Origin of the sequence: Paraflavisolibacter caeni, from assembly GCF_025628885.1 — a bacterium.
In the GTDB taxonomy this organism is placed as follows: domain Bacteria; phylum Bacteroidota; class Bacteroidia; order Chitinophagales; family Chitinophagaceae; genus Flavisolibacter; species Flavisolibacter caeni.
Genome location: NZ_JAOTIF010000009.1, coordinates 134,634 through 156,014, shown reverse-complemented (window position 1 = coordinate 156,014; position 21,381 = coordinate 134,634). Strand labels below are relative to the sequence as shown.

The 21,381-nt window shown below is 41.0% G+C and carries 13 protein-coding genes; 7 read left to right on the top strand and 6 right to left on the bottom strand.

The annotated features are described in order from the left end of the window. Positions 1-197: 197 nt before the first annotated feature. The 4 genes from OCK74_RS13330 to OCK74_RS13315 all read right to left on the bottom strand — a co-directional run bounded on the left by OCK74_RS13330 (position 198) and on the right by OCK74_RS13315 (position 7,023). Positions 198-1,121, bottom strand: coding sequence for a glycosyltransferase (locus OCK74_RS13330; protein WP_279297541.1), 924 nt, complete (start codon positions 1,119-1,121; stop codon positions 198-200). Between the two features lie 53 nt (positions 1,122-1,174). Continuing rightward, a complete protein-coding gene (locus OCK74_RS13325; RefSeq protein ID WP_279297540.1) occupies positions 1,175-2,302 on the bottom strand; it encodes a hypothetical protein in 1,128 nt (375 codons plus the stop codon). Then, a complete protein-coding gene (locus tag OCK74_RS13320; protein WP_279297539.1) occupies positions 2,299-2,817 on the bottom strand; it encodes a hypothetical protein in 519 nt (172 codons plus the stop codon). The genes OCK74_RS13325 and OCK74_RS13320 overlap by 4 nt, the downstream gene beginning before the upstream one ends. A 246-nt stretch (positions 2,818-3,063) precedes the next feature. After that, on the bottom strand, positions 3,064-7,023 hold the full coding sequence (locus OCK74_RS13315; RefSeq protein ID WP_279297538.1) for a rhamnogalacturonan lyase family protein: 3,960 nt from the start codon (positions 7,021-7,023) through the stop codon (positions 3,064-3,066). 466 nt (positions 7,024-7,489) lie between these two features. Between OCK74_RS13315 and OCK74_RS13310 the strand changes: the two genes are divergently transcribed. Both OCK74_RS13310 and OCK74_RS13305 read left to right on the top strand, forming a co-directional pair. Next, positions 7,490-8,416 carry a M10 family metallopeptidase domain-containing protein gene (locus tag OCK74_RS13310; RefSeq protein ID WP_279297537.1) on the top strand — a complete coding sequence of 309 codons (927 nt, stop codon included), beginning with the start codon at positions 7,490-7,492 and terminating at the stop codon, positions 8,414-8,416. A gap of 150 nt (positions 8,417-8,566) precedes the next feature. Then, a complete protein-coding gene (locus tag OCK74_RS13305) occupies positions 8,567-10,984 on the top strand; it encodes a serine hydrolase (protein ID WP_279297536.1) in 2,418 nt (805 codons plus the stop codon). Here the strand turns inward: OCK74_RS13305 and OCK74_RS13300 are convergent. Then, on the bottom strand, positions 10,935-11,060 hold the full coding sequence (locus OCK74_RS13300) for a hypothetical protein (RefSeq protein WP_279297535.1): 126 nt from the start codon (positions 11,058-11,060) through the stop codon (positions 10,935-10,937). The two genes, OCK74_RS13305 and OCK74_RS13300, sit on opposite strands and share 50 nt — an antisense overlap. Before the next feature lie 242 nt (positions 11,061-11,302). Here OCK74_RS13300 and OCK74_RS13295 point away from each other — a divergent pair, with 242 nt between their 5' ends. From OCK74_RS13295 to OCK74_RS13285, 3 genes are read left to right on the top strand one after another with little or no spacing between them, the layout of a single operon-like run. After that, positions 11,303-12,871, top strand: a complete 1,569-nt coding sequence (locus OCK74_RS13295) for a right-handed parallel beta-helix repeat-containing protein (RefSeq protein ID WP_279297534.1) — start codon at positions 11,303-11,305, stop codon at positions 12,869-12,871. A gap of 39 nt (positions 12,872-12,910) precedes the next feature. Further along, positions 12,911-14,683: a beta-N-acetylhexosaminidase gene (locus OCK74_RS13290; protein WP_279297533.1), complete on the top strand. Its 1,773-nt coding sequence runs from the start codon at positions 12,911-12,913 to the stop codon at positions 14,681-14,683. A gap of 50 nt (positions 14,684-14,733) precedes the next feature. Next, a complete protein-coding gene (locus OCK74_RS13285) occupies positions 14,734-15,225 on the top strand; it encodes a discoidin domain-containing protein (protein WP_279297532.1) in 492 nt (163 codons plus the stop codon). Here the strand turns inward: OCK74_RS13285 and OCK74_RS13280 are convergent. Beyond that, positions 15,222-16,091 carry an AraC family transcriptional regulator gene (locus tag OCK74_RS13280; protein WP_279297531.1) on the bottom strand — a complete coding sequence of 290 codons (870 nt, stop codon included), beginning with the start codon at positions 16,089-16,091 and terminating at the stop codon, positions 15,222-15,224. The two genes, OCK74_RS13285 and OCK74_RS13280, sit on opposite strands and share 4 nt — an antisense overlap. Before the next feature lie 148 nt (positions 16,092-16,239). Here OCK74_RS13280 and OCK74_RS13275 point away from each other — a divergent pair, with 148 nt between their 5' ends. Then, entirely contained in the window at positions 16,240-19,737 is a 3,498-nt protein-coding gene (locus tag OCK74_RS13275) for a PVC-type heme-binding CxxCH protein (RefSeq protein WP_279297530.1), read from the top strand. Between the two features lie 82 nt (positions 19,738-19,819). Next, on the top strand, positions 19,820-21,379 hold the full coding sequence (locus OCK74_RS13270) for an MFS transporter (protein WP_279297529.1): 1,560 nt from the start codon (positions 19,820-19,822) through the stop codon (positions 21,377-21,379). The last annotated feature ends 2 nt before the right edge of the window (positions 21,380-21,381 follow it).

Here is a 21,381-nt window from a genome sequence, read left to right as displayed (position 1 = left end):
ACCAATTTATTAGCCATTGTTTTTCAATTTATTATGAATTCTTTAGCTCGAACAGTGTACGAATCTGGTACAAAAAGTGTACGAATCCAAACAGAGCGACCATATTATGAATGAAAGGTAGGGGAGGAGTGTTTCAATGAAAAGGAATTTGCAAGTGCAGGCGAATACGCAGCTTGCTTAGCAGTAGCTTTATCTTATCAAGATCGTGTTGGAAGAATGTAGTTGAAAACTGTTTTATAATAATAAAACATAAGTGATTTAAATCTTGTAGAATACGAAAAGTTGTTTTTAAACTGCTTTTGCAAATTTGTATCCATTATTATATCTGGGCATAAATTAAAATTCATAGATTGACTTTCATCCAATTTCGTTTTAAATCTCTTTTCTGATTTCAAGGTATGAGTAGCATCTAAATCAAAACCAATATTCTGAACTTTTGATATAATTGGATAAACTGTATAAAGATTATTTTTAAGTTGAAAATAAAACCAAGCAATAGCCCAGGAATCAACAACACGCGACTTCGCTTTTTGTATTAGTGATGGAAAATCTGTTCCAAATTTTTTCGTCTCTTTAATGGAAGACCTGCTTATACAATCCAAAATTTCCCAATTAACTGAAGACCATCTATTGGCCCATGTAGCCCATCCCCATGAAGAAGCTCTTAAGTTAAAGAAATTATCATATCCATAGTTGTAAGATGGGACTAAAGCAAATGTGTAGCCAGATATTGAATTAATTTTTTCATTGTATTCATAGGTTTGAAGAGCCTGGTTCATAAAATTTAAAAAATTTGGTGTTGTTAACAGGTCGTCTTCAACAACAATAACGCTTTTATATGATGTCAGCACTTCAGACACTCCGGCTTTGATAGACTTTGAAAGTCCCCTATTAACAGTGTACTTTTTAACTGTGACGTTTTTGAATCCATCGATTTTATCAATATAATTTTGAACAAGAGCGACTTTCTTTTTATCACTTTGGTTCTTGGGCCCATCTGCAAAAACAATAAGTTCAGTTTCTTTTGCTAGAAAATTTTTTTGTAACGCGTCAACTGTTTTTTGTAAAGATTCTAATCTCTTATAAGCAAATAAGACAACTGGGGCAAGTGACTTAACCATGAAAAGTTTATTAAAAGTTATACTTTATGTCTGAAGACGAGGCTCTTTGTGGTTTATTGAGTAGTTTTTATATCCATTTTCCATTGAATAAATAAAATAAACGCTAATGTTGGAATAGATAAAAGGAAAATAAGGATCGTTGAAATATCTGGTTTACTTAGAAGATTCATAGTGATACCAATGATGGAAGGGTAATCTGAAGTATCATGTACATTCAATGCTTTATAAATCCAACAAAACAATAATGACAATGAAATAAGAAATGCTATAATTTTTATTTTATAATTAGTACTTTGATTTGGCTTGTTGATAAATGAAGGATATCTGAATTTTTCCCAATCAATAAATAATAGATAAACAATTAAATTAGCGGCAAAAGTGATATTAAACATTAATAATACAAAGCAGTGAAATATTACTGCTGCTGAAAGAAAGTATTTGAAAATGTTGCGGTGAACTACACTTAATAAAAAGCCAATTTCGAAAGACAAGGTTAAATAATCCAATAATTTCCAAAAGAGGTGATTGTCAATTTTAATGAAAAAATTTGCCAGATATTTCACCCTTTCCCATGAATAATAATGATCATAGAGATGAAATCTCACTGCTTCAACATTCCATTTCCACCATCCTCCGTATGCCTTGACAATTCCTGCTGTAAAAAAGCTAAAACCGATCATCAAGGCGAGGACAGAAATAATAAATGTTTTACGGTCCGTAGATGCTGTATCTTCTTCCGAATGAGTTGTTTTTCGCCGCCAGTTATCAAATGAATAATATCTTCCCCATCCTGCTAGCCCTAAAAATAGTGGTGTTATATATAAAAGAATACCGTGGTCAATTTTTCCAAATGAAAAAACAAAGTTTGATCCCAGAATGTAAGTACATGTGAAAATAATAGAGCTATATTTTGTCCATATTCCCCAAAAAATAAAAAAGAATGAAATGATATTTATTACAGATAGGAAAGTGAAAAAGCTTTGATTGGGAAAACTATCAAATAGATTAGCAATACTTAATTTGGGTGGGGAAAAGAAATAATTAAAGTAATTGCTTAACCAGTTAAAAGATGGTAATCCTGTAAACACAATGATAAAAACACAATAAATTATACGGTAAATCGCTAAATGTTTTGTTGATGTATTATAGGATTGGAACAAAAATTTTTCAAGTAGTATCATATAAGTTTAATTAAAGTTTTTCTTTCATCAAATACCTCATTATAAAACTCTTGTTTTTTTGCACTATACTTTCTTTTACCTTCTATGATAAGGAGAGAAACAAAGGATTTATTTGGATAAAGCCTTTGTAAATTCTTTTTTGTTAAGCTTATAAAAAGTTGTTTATCATTTAGTATATCAATTATTTTTTTACTCTTATATTGTTTTATGTCTTCTTTGTATTTACTAATTAAGTATTCTTTCAATTTTACCGTTTCTATCATTTTGTTAACATGTACCAATTTGGATATTGAGAATACTTTTTTTTTATTGACGAAAAAAGTGTCATGCATTTTATCAATTGCATAAACATTTTGAAAAGGGACCACTATTATATCATGTCTCTTCCCGATTTTTGAAAAAGAAGGAAAAACAAGGGATGGATATGGTTCTGAGTAAAACTTAGCTATAAAAAGATGAACAAATAAGAATAATGCTACTAAAATGTACAATTGTACATATCTCTTTTTTTTCATAATAGCTATAAAAAGGTTATTCAATTATTATAACGAGTTGCCGCACAACTCTTTTTATGGTTAATCATTGATAATAGAGTGGTACAGATCAAGAAAATGCAATATGCAAATTGGGTGGAGTTAACTTGGGAAACAGATCATATAGATTTAAAGATAAATATCTTGTTTTTTATTTCATAATTATTTAATAAAAAACTGCCCCAAATTCTTGGGGCAGTCGGATTTCATATAGCATGTTTGAGTTTTTTAATCAGCTTTTTTTACCAGTTTGATGACTAGTTTTTCGGTTCCCTGCACTACCTGAACCAAGTAAACGCCAGGCTGGTAGGAGTGACCGAAGGTTAAGTTGCTGTTGGAAGCAACTCCACTCTTTGTTTCCATCACACGGCCAGTAACATCTGTAATGATCACTGTAACTGGTGTATTGCTGCTGCTTTGGATGTTGAGGTTAAAGTATTGTGCAGAGGGGTTGGGATATGCACTTACATTTAATCCTTTTTGTGCTATCGTTTCAACATTTGCAGCGATCAAGGCTTTGTTGTTTTGTCCTTTCTGGTTGGGTGGCACAGTCACTGTCAACACTTGTGAGCTTGTATTACCGACTATATCAGTAGCCTCGATGGTAATGGTGTAGGTACGGCCAGCGCCAGTTCCTGAGCGTTCTGCACGAAGTTGGATATTGTGCTCGTCCACTATTGCCCAATCAGGAGCTGTATCGCCATCACCCAAACCATTTTCAGCTTCATTGCTGGTTATAGAAATTACAACAGTTGTACTATTTGCGTCTAATACCTCGTAGTTCAGCTTTATGTCCTCCATTTTATGGTTAGGCACTAGCAAAGATGGTTTATTGACGGAGGCATTAGTGAACGTTGGTGCCGTATGATCGAAGTTATAGGTCTCACCGGCTGTGAAGCCTTCGGTCAATGGATTGGATGCTTCATCCGTGATGCCCGTATTGCTGCTGTTTACATTCAGACGCAGTGTTCCATCACCGGTGATGTTATTTACTGTTACATCAATGGAAGCGCCGGAATCAGCGCTTACTGAAGCAATGTCGCCGGATGCAGTTCCAGTCGCTGCCAGACTAAAGTCGGACACATCCACACCTTGTACGTTTTCAGAGAAGTTTACCCTGTAGGTCACTGAAGTTGCATTGGTGACTTCGGCTGTTGCTGTCTGCTTGGTAACACCGGACACCGAAGGTGGTACAAAGTCAGTCACCACAATATTGGGGACAGGCGGGGTGGCCATATCGTTGCCCAGATAAAAGCTCGGATAAGGCGGTTGGTTATAAGCCGAGTTCTGCCAAGCGATTGCCGTGCGGTACTGAGGATCGTGCATCAGGGTATAGATGCGGTGTTCCGTAGGAATGGTGGTTGTGAACAGGATCAGGGCCGTATTATCGGAGCGGCGGAAGATCATTTCCTCGCGCCAATCGCCCAGCAGGTCGGCAGTGAGGCCAGGATTGGCCTTTGTACTGTTGTTGGAGGAAACAGGAGCTGCGTTGTAAATGGTATACAGCCTGTTCAATGAGTTGGTAGCTGGATTCCATTTGTCCAATTTCGTTCCATCCAGCAGTTCACGGCTCAGGTCGCCGTCCCACCAGATACCGAAGTTGTAGGTAGGTTTGTTGGTACTGATCTGCACACCTTTGGCATCGTATAGGTTGCCGGAGGACCCCCACATTTCATAGCCCTTATGGGTGGGGTCAATGTCGGCGGCCATAGCACGGCCGATGTCGCCAGTAGTGGGTACACCCCAGAAAGGCACGCCGGTTTTGGCATCTTTCAATACCAAGCCGTTGGTTTTGTAAGAACCCTGGTCTTCGTGGCAGCTCCACATTTCCTGACCAGGCCTGTCAGGGTCCATGTCGGTCATGTGCATGGCATCGCCATGACCCAAACCGTTGGACCAAAGACCCTTACCATTGTCGTTGATGGTGCTCGATCCATTGAAAATTTCGTCTTTACCGTCACCGTCCACATCGCCTATACTCATCTGGTGGTTGCCCTGACCAGCATAGGCTCCGTTGCCTGCATCGTTGCTATCAAAAGTCCAGCGGCGGGTGAGTTGGCCGTTGCGCCAGTCCCAGGCTACTCTTACCAGGCGGGTGTAATAACCGCGTCCCATCACCAGGCTTGGACGAGCTCCATCCAAGTAGGCTATTGCAGCTATAAAGCGATCTACGCGGTTACCGTAGTTGTCGCCCCAGCTAGAAACAGTGCCACGAGCAGGCAGGTAGTTTGTGGTTGCCATAGCAGCACCAGTTAGGCCGTTAAAGATGGTCAGGAATTCGGGACCAGCTAACACATAACCGGAGGTGTTGCGGTAGTCGGCAAATGGATCGCCAATGGTAATGCCTTTTCCATCTATTGTACCATCTGCAGTTTTACAAGCCACTTCGGCTTTGCCATCACCGTCCAAGTCGTAGACCATAAACTGGGTGTAGTGAGCGCCCGCGCGGATGTTGCGTCCAAGGTCGATGCGCCAAAGGTGGGTGCCGTTCAATTTATAGGCATCGAGGTATACATTACCTGTATAGCCTGCTTGTGAGTTGTCTTTGGAGTTGGATGGATCCCATTTTACGATGATCTCGTATTCTCCATCTCCATCCACATCGCCCACACTGCAATCATTGGCCGAATAAGTATAGGCAACACCATCGGGAGTCATGCCGCCTTGCGGAATATCCAGGGGGATGGACAATTGGTTATTGGCCCAAACTGAAACCGGGGCTGAAGCAGCTCCTTCCACGCCATTGATGACTGGTTTAACGGTATATGTGCCGTTTGTCGATGTTTCGTCAGTATAATTGGTAGAAGTTGTAATAGGTGTTTGATTGAGTTTCACTCCATCACGGTACAGGTTAAAGGCGATGTTGGAAGGATCGGTCCCCAGCATGCGCCAGCCAACATAAACTTTGGCATCTGAGGTACGTACTGCCACTACACCGCGGCTCAGGAATTCCATTTGTTTGGGTGTGTTCACTACCGGGTCGGGAGCAGGGGGATCGGGTGGGGTAACAACACCAGGAACATAGAACCGGACTATAGGAGTAGCTACTGATACGCTATTGGGTTTTGTATAAACGATGTATGGCCGGCTGCTTTCGTTCACAGCAATTGAAATGCTGCCCGCAGGTTCGTCAATACCAGTAGTTACGGACGCATCTTTTAACTCGGTCCAGGAAGTAGTGCCAACAGCGAGTTTCATTACACGGGTCACGGAACGTCCTGAGCCATTGGAAATGACATCGGCGAAGGAGGCGTACAGATTACCGGAAATATCATTGATCAGGCTGATGTTTGGTGCATCACGGGTAGATATAGCCGCAGAATAACTCCATGTGCCGGCAGTCTTGTTGTAAACGATTACCGTGGCTTTGTTGGAGTTGCCTGTATTAAAATAAGCAATTGCCAGGTTGCCACTGTTGTTGGTAGCGATGCAGGTGTGGCGAATTCCTGTCGTGGCCCCTGAGGCAGCACCGTTCACCTGGGCTGGGACGCTTATTGATTCCCAGGCATTGTTGCTATACCTGTACAAAACCAGATTACCAGTAGTGGAGGAGGCAGAAGACTGGTTGGCAAAAGCTACATAAGGGACGTTGTTTTCATCAATGGCGATACCAACGCCAACTGCCCTTTGTGCAGAGATTGCGCCTGAACCCAGCGTTTCCCAGGCAGAGCCGTTGAACTTCTTTACAAAAGGGTTCAGGCCTGAGCCATCGCCAAAGACAATGTAGGGAACATTGTTCGCATCAAAGGCCAGTGCGCTCCTAGGGGTAGAGTTGTATTGGCTGATGCTGTATGTGACTGAACCAGCAGAGACATAGAGATTATTGCTGTTGTTGTTCAGCGGCTCCCAGGTATCGGAGGCTTCGTTGAATTTTTTAACAGCCAGTTTGTTGCCGTTGGCTGCGTCCACATAGGTGACGTAAACATTCCCGGTTTCATCAGCATAAATGCGCGTATAGGTAGCGCTTCCTGAAGAAACGTTGCCGCCCACCTGTATCCAGGAATCTTCCAGTTGTTTTTTTACTTTGGCTATTCCAGATTCGGTGTAAATCACATAGGGAATGGATACTGCTCCATCGCTGACCATGGCGATATTGGTATAGCTGGAGGTTGAAGAAGCAATCGTCTGTTCATTGGCAATCACCTGCCATTGTTGTGCCCAAGTGTTGACAGATACAAGGACGAGCAAAGTAAGGCAAGAAATTAGGATAAATGGTTTCCTTGAGGATTTTGGGGGATCAGCAGCGTTTTTGGGGGATAATCGTAAGGGACGGAAAACGGCCAAGTATGACCGTAGACATAGTTTCATACACAAGCGATTTAGTGTTAGGGATTAGGATAATATCACAACAAGAATACGTAGCAAAAGGTCTTTCAGCATCCTGATCTGTCCTGACTTATGGATTGCTTTGTGCGGTGTATTGTGATTTTTGCTCCTATAACGGGTTTGCCTGCAGTATTTATATAGATTTTTTTATATTACATTTATTATATTAATTTTAATTTTTTGTAATCGCCCTCAGATAGTTTTGTACAATCCTTGCTCTATTGAATACTACAAGAGCCCCTGTATAGAGCCTTTCAATGGCCCCGGTTTATCTGTTTGAAAATGGGATGAACATCAGTAGTCATTTTTCACCCTTAATAGTTCATTTATGACGAAAACACCCTTCCTATTCGCCATGTTCTTTATCCTGCTTTTGGCAGGTTGTACAAAAACAGACAATTTTAAGAGCAACAATGCTGACAAGCCAGTGATCCAAGCAGATGGTCAGGCCAGTAAGGTAATGATTCAAACGGACCGGAAAACGTATAAGGCAGTCCTTTACAGTGCGGATTATATTACTACAGCTAAATCGGGGAAAGCAGGGCAGACTATATTTTTCAAGGATGTAGGCAATAAACACCTGGATGTAGATTTTGTACCGTCTGATCCACGCCGTGGAGGCAGAACAAACATTACCTATGCTATTGATAACGAGACCACCACGGATAACGGATTATCACATGTGCAAGTGGCAACGGCAATCAACAATGCTATGGCTACATGGGAAGCTGTAAAGTGTTCTGAGCTCAATCTTACTGAGATCCCTCACAATGGAGACCTTGGCTGGGTGCAGGCTTTTAGTGGTTTTGGTGGCAGTTTGGACCAGGTTGCAGATATCCAGCATTCCGGATTTTTGCCAGGTGCATTTTTTGACCAGATCGCTCCTGGCGGTAGTAGTTTCATACTTGGGATCACTTATCATTTCATATTTTTTGACGAAGATGGAAATGTATCCGACATCGATGGCAATGGCTTAGCAGATGTGTCATTTGCCGAGATTTATTACAATGATAATTTTGTTTGGAGTACCAATAGCAGTACCGGCATTGACATAGAATCTATTGCGCTGCATGAATCAGGACATGGATTATCACAAGCACATTTTGGAAAAGCATTTTTAACTAACAGTAATGGAAAACTTCATTTTACGCCAAAGGCTGTGATGAATGCTGCTTATTCCGGTGAACAACGCAGCCTTCGAGGTACTGATAATGGCGGGCATTGTTCTATATGGGCGAATTGGCCAAAAAAATAGGCCTTATTATGCAAGTTGTTTCATGAGAGGTGGCAGGCCTGGGATGGCTATCAAGGTAAATCAGGAACCTACCGGTCATCATAAAAAGTACCAGGCCTGATATAAAAAAAGTAGATTTATGTCTTCATCTCTCTTCTTAAACTCCAGTTTATGAGACACTGTCACTTTTCTGCATATTTCAAGGTGATTATTTCATCTTCAATTTTATTTATAACCGCCGTTATTTCCCATACTGTTTCCGCACAGACAAGCGCTGCCACTATCAGTGGCTATGGTAAGGCAACCTATAGCGCTGTAGCAACGGGCAAGTTTATGAAGAACTGGCTAATAGCCGGGCCTGTTCCGGTTAGCGCTGATTCTATGCCGGCAAGTTCGGTGCAGGAGAAGACCTTTAAAGAAGATATTATTTCTTCTGTTCCTATTGTTACAGGAAAGCCAGTGATGCCGGTACATGTACAGCAAAATACTTTGCAATGGAAAAGTATTTCATCAAGTGAAGATGCGGTGATGCTTGACAAGGCTTTTGGTGAAAAGAGCTATGATTTTGTATATGCCTACGCAATTGCAGAGATCAAGGCAGAAAAGGCCGGTACCGTGATGCTGGGGCTTGGCAGCGATGATGGTGTTAAAGTATGGCTGAACGGGAAACTGGTACATGAGAACTGGATTCCAAGGGGTGTTCAGAAAGATGATGATGTTGTTCCGCTTCCACTGGTGAGAGGAAGCAACCAGATATTGATCAAGGTGCAGGATATACAAGGAGGCTGGGGCTTTGTTGCAAGATTGCTTGATCAAACAGCTTTAAGTGACCAGTTAGGAGTAGCGGTAAGCAGAGGTGATCTTGATAAAATGAATTTACTGATAGACAACGGAGTAGATGTCAATGCCAAGAGTAGTGCAGGTATTTCACCCCTGGTTGCTGCGAAAATTGCGGGAAGAACAGATATTGTTCAATACCTGATCAAAAAGGGGGCTAAAGAGGAAGCGGTTCCTGATGCAGCCACATTAATCGATACTTATTACCAATCTCTGAAAGGCAAAGAAATGCCAGGGATTGCCGTATTGGTTTCTAAGGACGGTAAAACCGTATATGAAAGGGGCTTTGGTTATGCAGATATTAAAGGCAAAAAAATAGTGACTCCTAATACTAAGTTCAGGATCGGCTCTGTTACCAAGCAGTTCACTGCAGCGGCCATCTTAAAGTTGCAGGAGCAGGGATTACTCAGTGTGAACGACAAGCTTTCCAAGTATATTCCTGATTTTCCGAGGGGGGAAGAAGTGACCATTCATCATTTATTGACCCATACTTCGGGCATCCACAGTTATACAAACAAACCGGATTTTATTAATAAGGTGACCAAAACAATTTCAGAGGATAGCCTTATTTATTCTTTCAAGAATGATCCTTATGATTTTAACCCGGGTGAAAATTTTATGTATAATAACTCAGGTTATTTCTTGCTTGGTTATATTATTGAAAAGGTATCCGGGAAGTCATATGGCGAATATTTGAAGCAGACTTTTTTTGATCCACTTCAAATGAAGAATACCGGTGTTCATTATGCGGGCATCAAGCTTGAAGAAGAAGCACATGGATATGGATCTAATAATGGCAAATATGATGATGCTATCAACTGGGATATGTCCTGGGCAGGAGGAGCCGGAGCATTGTATTCAACATTACATGATTTGGATACATGGAATATGTCACTGCATTCTGGTAAAGTGCTGCGCCCGGAAAGCCTAAAGGCGGCGCTTACAACGGTTACTTTAAAGAATGGCGATCAACCAGCCATGAATTATGGATATGGGCTTGTTACAGGAAAATACCGCGGAATTGATTATATAGAGCATAGTGGCGGACTGCATGGCTTTGTTTCTCAACTGGCTTATTATCCCAAGGAGAAGTTGAGTGTTGTGATGTTTTCCAATACAATGACTCCCGAAGTGACCTTTGATCCTAATAAGATAGCCGAGGCGTATTTGTGGAATGAAATGGAAAAGGAAACTGCGAAACAAGTTGTTAGTGTGCCTGCTGAAGTTTTACAACGCTATACCGGGAGGTATGATTTTATGAGCGCAGTGATGCAGGTGACATTGGAAAGCGATCAACTATTTGCGCAACTTAGCGGCCAGGCTAAATTCCCGATCTATCCTTCTTCACAAACTGAATTTTTCTGGAAGGTAGTTGATGCGAAGATCAAGTTTATCCCGGATGAAAACGGAGTTGTCAATCGTGCCGAGTTCAGGCAGAATGGGCAGACTCTGAATGTGAAGAAGCTTAAAGAAGATAGCATTGTAACCATAGATCCAGTATTGCTGGATCAATATACCGGCAAGTACAAGCTGAATGATCAAATCGTGGTTACCATTATTAAAGAGAATGACAAGTTATTTGCCCAGCCAACGGGGCAGGGCAAGCTTGAGATGTTCCCAGTTTCCAATACTGAATTTGTGTTTAAGGAAATCAATGCCAAGATCTCTTTTATCAAAGATGAAAATGGGAAAGTGAATAAGGCTAAGTTAAGGATGAATGGAGGGGATAGTGAGTTGCCAAGAGTAGAGTGAGGGGCTGTGGAGATACAACTGCTCCCATTTTGGCATTGAGGGTAGAGCCTTTTACATCCAATGATTTGGTGAGCACAACCGTATCTCCCAGCGATTCAGTATTCGCCAGGTAACTACCTGCACACCCGGCACTTCGCTCTACATACTTTCCGATAATGCTTTCCAGTGATTGCTGTCCAATTCTTCCAATTTCATTTTAATTCGATTGAAGCGGTGAAGGTAAAGGATTGATGTTAAAAAATTGGTGCATTCAATGGTTGCACATTAATGAGTGGTATATAAAACAGAATTGCCATAATAAAAAATAAAGAAGTACATATGAGCAATAAAATATTAAGGTTGTTGTTCATTCTTATTGTTGCTGTTCTTGTAAGTGCCAAGCCGCTTGTTGTGTGTAGCGCTTTCGGAAACACTTACTATGTTGCCAATAACGGAAATGACAGCAATCCTGGCACTTTAGAGCGGCCTTTGAAAACATTAAGAAAGGTTAATGAGATTAAACTTAAAGCCGGTGATACTATTTTATTTAAAGGTGGTGAAACATTCGATGGAATGTTGGAGCTTATTGTACAGGGTAGTAATAATAAACCAGTGGTAATCAGTAGTTATGAAAAAGGTGCTGCTACTATCAATGGAGGCAATAAAGAAGCGATCATCATCAAAGGCAGTTATTTTCAGCTTAGTAACATAAATGCAAGGGGGGCAGGACGTAAAACTGGAAATTCAACCAATGGAGTCAGCTTAATAGAAGCAAGTTATGCTAGTATAGAAAATGTAAATACACAGGGTTTTCAAAAGTCCGGCCTTGACCTGTATGACTGTAATAGCATTCAGGTTAAAAATGTATATGCACTGGAAAACGGATTTAGTGGAATTAATATTGGAGGTTCAGACAAGAAGAAATCAAGAAATATACTGGTAAAGAATTGTAATGCCGAGAATAATCCCGGCGATCCTACAATGCTTGAAAACCATAGTGGTAATGGCATCTTGATAGCGCACTCAGATAGCGTAACCATTGATCATTGTACTGCTACTAACAATGGTTGGGATATGCCTCGTATTGGAAATGGGCCTGTAGGAATTTGGGCTTATGAAAGCGATCATGTTTTGATACAATATTGCATCAGTTACCGGAACAGGACAGCCAAAGGCGCAAAAGATGGTGGCGGATTTGACCTGGATGGCGGCGTTACAAATTCTGTGATTCAATATTGTCTTTCTTATGAAAATGAAGGTGCGGGATATGGCTTATTTCAATATGCCGGAGCCTCATTATGGTACAACAATACTGTACGTTATTGCATTAGCATTAACGATGCAACCTCAACAGAGGGATCGGGAGGAATCTTCTTCTGGAATGGGTCTGATGACAGCGTTCAACTGGCTGACTGTATCGTACATAATAACCTGGTATATTCAACACATGCACCAGCTATTGAATTTGAGCCTTCCAGTAAAAACAAAAATATTTTCCTCTATAACAACATATTTATCGGGGCAGAGCAAATTGTAAATGGGCCTAGTTCCGGTGAAAAGTTCATTGGTAATGTGTGGTGGACGACAGGTGGTGATATAAGGTTCAGGGGCTATAAAAACCTGTTTGTGTGGGCGGATGAAACCGGCCAAGAAAAGTGGAACGGACAATTAGCGGGAAGGCAGATCGATCCCTTGTTGAAGGGACCATTTACAACGAAACTTATAGATCCTAATCAGCTGCATACGCTCACTAATTATACTTTACAATCCAGTTCGCCTTTAATAAATACTGGACTTAATTTGAAAGCATTATTTGAAAATCCGACCGCATCACATGATTTTTATGGTACACCTATACCTCAGGGTATTAACCCAGAACCAGGTGTTTTTGAGTGGAAAGAAAATTAGTTTGTGTTGTTGTTTCATTAAGTTATGAATCTTCTATGTATGCAGGAGCAATTTTTATACATATGGGTTTTGAAAGTGCGTTTTATTAATGGTCTGTTACTTATCTCTTTATTTGCTACTTCTATTCATGCCCAGGAAGTTCAGATCATTCCGCAGCCTGCCCATTTAACTAAAAAGGCTGGCAGTTTCATGCTTACAAAGAATACTGTTATCGTTATTCAAAATAAAGAAGATAAAAAGAGTGCCTATTTTCTGAACAGCTACCTGAAACAGATCTATGGGTTTCAATTGCCTTTTCAAAAACATGCAACAGGAAAGGCAATAACAATTTTTACGAATAATAATACAAGTGATAAGGATAAGGATGCTTATACTTTTGAATCAGGTCCTGCAGGTATTCTGATTAAGGGAAATACTTATGCTGGTACCTTTTATGGTATGCAAACATTGATTCAATTACTGCCCACTAAAAAGGCTGCTTCATTAAAAATTCCATCAGTATACATTCAGGACGAACCTCGCTTTATGCACCGTGGTTCATTATTAGATGTAGGCCGTCATTTTTTCCCTGTGGCTTTCATCAAAAAATACATTGATTATCTGGCTCTGCACAAGATGAATTATTTCCACTGGCATTTAACTGATGATCCAGGGTGGCGCATTGAAATCAAGAAATATCCCAAGCTAACAGAAGTTGGTGCCTGGCGCAATCGATCTTTGATGGGCCGCTATCCAGGAATCGGGTTTGAAAACAAGCGTTATGGCGGCTATTATACCCAGGAGCAAATAAAGGAAATAGTGCAATATGCAGCTGACCGATATATTACCATATTACCGGAGATCGAAATGCCTGGCCATTCTTATGCTGCATTGGCTTCATATCCTGAGCTGGGATGTTCCGAAGGCCCCTATACCGTGCCAGAGGTATACAGGGTTGACGCACAGGTATTTTGTGCCGGCAAGGAATATACTTTTGAATTTCTTCAGAATGTACTGGATGAAGTACTTGAGCTTTTTCCTTCCCAATACATTCATATTGGGGGAGATGAATGTCCGAAGGATGGCTGGAAAACTTGTCCCCGTTGTCAGGCGAGAATAAAAAATGAAGGTTTAAAGGATGAACATGAGCTACAAAGTTATTTTATACAAAGGATTGAGAAATATCTAAACAGCAAGGGCCGTACACTCATTGGATGGGATGATATCCTGGAGGGCGGATTGGCGCCTAATGCAGTTGTTATGAGCTGGAGAGGCGAAAGTGGCGGCATAACTGCGGCCAAAGAAAAGCATAAAGTGATCATGACACCCAGTAGTCATTTATATTTTGATTATAGCCAGGTAGAGCGTGAAGATTCGGTAACAATTGGCTGGTTTGATTATGCTAAAAATGAAAACTGGTTTACTCCTATTGAAAAAGTATATAATTACGAACCAATTCCAAAAGAATTAAGTCCGGAAGAAAGTAAATATGTGTTGGGCGCACAGGGTAATGTTTGGACTGAATACATCACCAATCCTCGCAAAGTGGAGTATATGCTTTTTCCACGGATCAGTGCCATCAGTGAAGTATTATGGACACCAAAAGAAAAGAAGAACTGGAATGACTTTGAAAAAAGATTGATACCACAACTTCAAAGGTATGACCTCTGGAAGGTCAATTATAGCAAAGCCCATTTTGGATTGGAAGCAACTGTATTGCCTCAGATGACTTTATTGGTGTTAAATGGAAACTTTCATCCAATCATCCTGAGGCAACTATCCGTTATAATAATGCTACTGGTAGTTCAGTATATAAAGAGCCAATCAAAATAAACAAAACAGGAGAGCAGTCTGCAATATTGATGATCGCCAATAAGCCTGCAATGCAATTACATCAATTATTCAAAATAAATGGAGCTACCGGCAAGAAGATCAGTTTGAGTAACGGGCCTTCTGAAAATTTTTTGGGAAATGGGGCTTTCACATTAGTTGATGGCGTACAGAATAGTAAAGGATTGAAAAAGCAAACAGAGTTTTTAGGTTTTTTGGGGACTGATTGTGAAGCAGTGATTGATCTTGGTGCAACACAGAACATTAGTCATGTGAAAGTTCATTTTTTCCATCAGAAAGGAACCTGGATCTATTCACCGCAATTTGTTGAAGTTTTTTATTCTGATGATGGTAAATCTTTCACCTCGGTTGGAACTACTCAGGAAGTCAGTTCAGCGACTGGTAATGCTTTTATGGAAAAACATTTTACTTCTATTTCTACGCGTTATATAAAAGTATTGATAAAGAATAAAGGAGATATAGAAGGTAATCCGTATGGTGGTCATAAAGCCTGGTTGCTGGTAGATGAAATTGAGGTAAATTAAATATTCATAAACTCCTTTTTGTACTCGGATGGTTTTTGGGACATAATTTCTTTGAATTGCATATTAAAGTTGGATAGGGTATTAAAGCCGCATTCGTAACAAACCTGTTCTATGCTTGAATCAGTTTCAATCAACAGCTTACAGGCATGTTTGATGCGAATTTCTGAAAGAAAGCGGGAAAATGTTTTGTTGCTTTTCATGGTGAAGTAGCGGCTGAACGAGGTGGGCGTCATGTGTAGCAAGCTTGCCATGTCAGCCAGGTTGATCTTTTTACGGAAATTCTTTAATACATATTCATATACCTTATTCATCCGGTCTGTTTCACTTGCCTTGGCAGGGTTCAGGTATGCTGTTGTGGAAATAAGGCGGTATTCTTTGGTTACGGAAAGCAAGTTCAGGATCCGGAGCAAGTGAATGACACTTTCCAATCCCTTTAGCTCACACATCTCTTTCATTAACCTGATCACCTGCTTTTTCTCGCTTCCATAAAACTCAAGTCCCAGTGAAGATTTATGAAAAAGCCTTTTCACCAGCATCATTTCCTCTTTTTCCATAATGCTGGTTCCTAAAAAGTCCTGGTGCATGTAAATCACAATGCCTTTCGTTCTTAAGGAGCTGTTTTTAACAAAATAAGCTTCATCGCTCCGCCATAAATGAGGTAAGTGTGGCCCAATTAATACCAGTTCTCCTGGTGAGAACGAATGCATACTGTTCCCGATAAAGCGGGTTCCTGTTCCTTCCAGCACTACAAAAAGCTGGATTTCTGCATGAGCGTGCCAGGTTGGATCAAAATGTTTTTCTTCAAGGTATTTCACTACAAATAACTGGCTATCCGGAATGGCAGATTTGTGAATGGCAGCTTTCATGACCTATTAAACTTTGACAATAATAAATAAATGTAATCCCTAACAATGTCAAAATATAGTCAGAAATAGATAAAATTTTGGAAGTTTATTCAATTAATTATCTAGATATTCGTCTTTTCTACATTTTACTGACGCTTAACCTGCCATTATGATACCAAAGAGTCTAACGACAATTGTTATTTGCCTGTTTGCTACTCTATTGATAGCTGCTGCTGTAAAAGTGCAAACTGCACCGCACCGCCTGGAAATTTTGTTCCTTGGACATAAAAGCAAACATCATAATTCAGAATTGCTTGCAGACATATTTACCAAAGAATTCTTTAAAGACGGCATCAACATAACTTATACTACTGATCCGAATGATCTGAATGAAAACAACCTTAACAACTTTGATGGACTGGTACTGTATGCAAATTATGATAGCATAACTGCATCCCAGGAAAAAGCTTTATTGGATTTTGTAAAAGGTGGTAAGGGGTTTATTCCAATCCATTGTGCCTCTTATTGTTTCCGCAATTCAGATGAAGTAGTGGAAATGATTGGCGGACAATTCAAGAGCCATAAATATGAAACGTTTCCTGCAGTCATTGTGAAATCGGAACACCCGGTAATGAAAGGAATTCCTGCTTTTACAACCACAGATGAAACATATGTACATGATAAGATCAGTAAACAAATTGAAGTGTTGAGTGAAAGAGTGGAAGGAGATCACCGTGAACCTTTTACGTGGGTTCGTAATTATGGCAAGGGGCGCATTTTCTATACTGCCTATGGCAATGATGAGCATACTTTTAACAACAAAGACTTTTTACACCTGGTAAGAAATGGTATCATCTGGGCTGTGGGTGATCAAGCGGCGTCAGACCTGGCTGCTTTACAGTTACCTGAACCAAAATATACAGAAGCTGTTATTCCCAATTACGAACGCAGGGATCCAGCGCCCCAATTACAAGAGCCGCTGAATCCTCATCAATCCATGTTGCTTTCACAGGTTCCGGTTGGTTTTGAACTGAAGTTGTTTGCTTCAGAACCAGACATCATCAATCCTATTTATATGAATTGGGATGAACGAGGTCGTTTATGGGTGATTGAAACGGTAGATTATCCCAACACTGTAAAAGAAGATAAAGAGCAGGGTGATGACCGAATCAAAATATTGGAAGATACCAATGGTGATGGCAAGGCTGATCAATTCACACTGTTTGCGGATAAATTAAATATTCCTACCAGTTTTACTTTTTCCAACGGTGGAATTATTGTTGCCCAGGCACCTTACTTTTTATTTCTGAAGGATACGAACGGGGATGATAAAGCTGATGTAAAAGATACTATCATGACAGGGTGGGGGGTATATGATACCCATGCCGGCCCTTCTAATTTCCGTTACGGGTTGGATAATAAAATCTGGGGCACAGTAGGTTATTCAGGTTTTACAGGAAAGATCGGAAAGGATTCGATTCGGTTCTCTCAAGGTATTTACCATTTTACACCTGATGTTAAAAATGTAAAAAGCTTGGAGTATTTATCCTCTACCAGCAACAATACCTGGGGTTTAGGGTTTTCTGAGGAATTCGATGTTTTTGCTTCCACAGCTAACAATACCCATACTGCTTTCCTGGGCATCCCGAAAAGATACCTGGATATAACAGGCAATGCTGAATCTGGAGTGGAAAAAATCGATGCGCATTATTCCATACATGTTGCTACAAAAAACCTGCGCCAGGTAGATGTCCAAGGTGGCTTTACGGCAGCAGCCGGTCATAGCCTTTATACAGCCAGGACTTATCCAAAAGAATACTGGAATCGGGTTGCCTTTGTATGTGAACCTACCGGCCGTTTAATACACCGGGTTGAACTAAAACAAAACGGTGCCGGCTTTACAGAAGATGGTGATGGCTGGAATCTGCTGGCCAGTGCTGATGAATGGATGGGGCCGGTACAAGCAGAAGTAGGTCCTGATGGCAACGTATGGGTAGTGGATTGGTATGATTTCATCATTCAGCACAATCCTACACCTCAAGGTTTTAAGAATGGAAAAGGAAATGCACACGAGAATCCATTACGAGATCATGACCGTGGGCGTATCTACCGCATTCAATACAAAAATGGTCAGGAAAGCAGTATTGCAAAGTTGGATAAAAATAATCACAGGAGCCTGGTTGAAGCACTTTCTAATAACAATATGTTCTGGCGTACCACGGCCCAGAGATTGCTGGTAGAGTCGGGAGATCAAAAGGTTTTACCCGAACTATACAAAATCGTGCTGAACGAAAAGGTAGATGAAGTCGGCATCAATGCCCCTGCTATCCATGCGTTTTGGACCATTCATGGTTTAGGTGCATTGAATGGTAGTAACCAGGAAGCATTGGAATTAGCTACCAAAGCTTTAAATCATCCGGCAGCAGGTGTGCGTCGTGCAGCTATCCAGGTGCTACCAAAAACCCAGGCAACAGCCCAGGCCTTACTGAAAGCAAATATTTTTAATGATAAGGATCTGCGTGTCAGACTGGCGGCAGTATTAGCTGCAGCAGAAATAAAGCCTTCCAATGAAATTGGCGCTGCTTTATTTCAAATGGCAGAAAAAGAGGAAAACAGTAATGATCACTGGTTGGCGGATGCTTTGTTTGCCGGAGCAAAAGTTCACCAGCAAGGGTTTGTAGCAGCGTTGCGGAAAAAAGGAATTCAAGAAACTGCAGCATTGGGAGAAGCTACTCTTGTGCAGCGTATTGCCATGGCCTCACGGATCAAAGCCATTCCTTTCCGTCCACGTTTCAGCTTAACTGCAGAAGATGCACCAGATATAAGCGGAAGAGAATTGTTGATCTCCGGGAACTTTGAAAAATCAGGGAATAATCCTGCTAATGGATTGATCGTAGCGCAAGGAGATAAAAACAATGGTTATGGTATGTATATCCAGGATAACCAAGTGTATTTCCAAGTGAACCAGGAAGGTAAGCCTTATATCGTTCGTACGTCAGCGGCATTACCGGCCACATTTGCATTCAACGCTTCCTTACAGCAGGATGGTACCATGCAGCTTATGGTGAATGAGAAACCAGTTGCTACGGCTAAAGCGAACGGTTTATTCAAAAAAGAATTTAACAGTGGCTTGAGGGCAGGATGGGAAAATTTAAAAGATGACAATAAGCTGGGTAATTATCCGGACACCTTCTATTTACGAGGCAGGTTAAGCAGTGCCAAAATAGAATTGCTGGAGCCAGGTTCTGTTAAAGAAAATGCAGCCGCAAAGAAAACTGTTCCAAAGGTTGATAAGACCGTGGTCTTAAAAGTGGTTAAGGATGTTATGAAGTATGATCAAAAGCTGATTACAGTAAAAGCAGGAACTACTGTGCAGATCAAATTTCAGAATCCTGATTTCATGCAACATAACATGGTGATCATTAAACCGAATTCAGAAGAAAAAGTAGGGGCAGCTGCAGATAAATTAGCAACAGCAGCCAACGGCGCCAAATTGAATTATGTTCCCAAAATGCCTGAGGTATTGTTTGCGACCCCATTGGTGAATCCATCCAGCAGTTATACATTGACGTTTAAAGTTCCGGTAACTCCTGGAGATTATCCTTTCCTCTGTACATTCCCTGGTCACTGGCGTATTATGAAAGGAGTTCTAAGAGTTACAAAATAAATGTGAATTGTTAATGGTGAATGATAAATAAATTCAGTAAACAGATTATCTTCCGCTCTTAACTTTTAAAACGATTGCCCTTATGCAAAAAACGACATCACTTACAGGAGCTAGTGAATCCAAACCAGACATGAAGCTGTTTATTGCCTGCTTTATCGCATTAGTTACAACTGCATTCGGTTTTATACTTCGTGCGGTTGTTCTTCCACAATGGGGAGAAGAGTTCCGTTTAACCCAAACACAATTGGGAGAAATTTCAGGTGTGGGTTTATGGCCATTTGCCATCAGCATTGTTTTGTTCAGTCTGATCATTGATAAGATCGGTTATAAAACGGCCATGATCTTTGCTATTATCTGCCATATCACATCTGCTATCATTACCATATTTGCCAATGGTTACTGGATGCTTTACATCGGTACCTTCATTGTAGCCCTGGGGAATGGGACGGTAGAAGCTGTGGTTAATCCTGTGGTAGCTACTATGTTTCCAAGGGAAAAGACAAAATGGTTAAGCATTCTTCATGCCGGTTGGGCCGGCGGACTTGTACTGGGTGGAGTAATGGCCTTGTTACTGGGTCAAGACATTCAATGGGAATACAAGATTGGTTTAATCCTTCTGCCTACATTGGTATATGCCTTCATGATGATCCCTCGCAAGTTTCCGTTAAATGAAAGAGTGCAGGCAGGTGTATCTTATAAAGAGATGCTGCAGGAGGTAGGAGCCGGAGGCGCTTTAATCATTATAGCGTTGATCGTATTTCAACTAGGTGCAGTATTCGGATGGTCCACCAGTCTGAATATTATTATCACTTTATTGCTTACCGTATTGTTTGGTTTTTACACCCGCAGCTTTGGTCAGCCGCTTTTTATCCTATTGTTGCTCATCATGATCCCTCTGGCTATAACCGAGTTAGGTACAGATAGCTGGATCACTGACCTGATGACACCTGAAATGGGTAAATTAGGATTACAGGCCGGGTGGGTGCTGGTGTACACTTCCGCTATCATGTTTGTACTTCGTTTTTTTGCAGGTCCTATTTTGCACAAAATATCTTCAGTCGGCCTGCTGGCTGTTTGCTCCGGTATTGCTGCCATTGGCCTGTACATGCTGTCTTTTTCCAGCGGCATTATTATCCTGGTCGCTGCCACTATTTATGGCCTGGCAAAAACATTTTTCTGGCCCACCATGCTGGGTGTAGTAGCTGAAAGGTTTCCGAAAGGAGGTGCTTTGACCCTTAATATCACCGGAGGTTTAGGAATGATCGCTGCCGGAGTTATTGGAGCTGGCATTCTGGGTTTTATACAAGATAAGTCGGTAGATGTAAAAGTTGCCGAATATGACAGAGTTAATAAAGTCGCACTTCATAGCACGTATGTAACAGAGCAGAAAACAAGTTTGTTTGGAGACTATCAAGCGCTTGATCAAAATAAGCTGGCTCTGGCCAGCCCGGAAGACCTGCAAACGGTAGCCACCATCCGCGACACGGCCAAAAAGGAAGCCTTAAGGTACATTGTTGTTTTTCCCATTATCATGATGGTGAGTTATGTAGGACTTCTCGTTTATTTCCGGTCCAAAGGCGGATATAAAGCAGTGGTGTTGCAGAAGGAACCCGTTGTTATTCCCATACCCAATCAACATTAAAC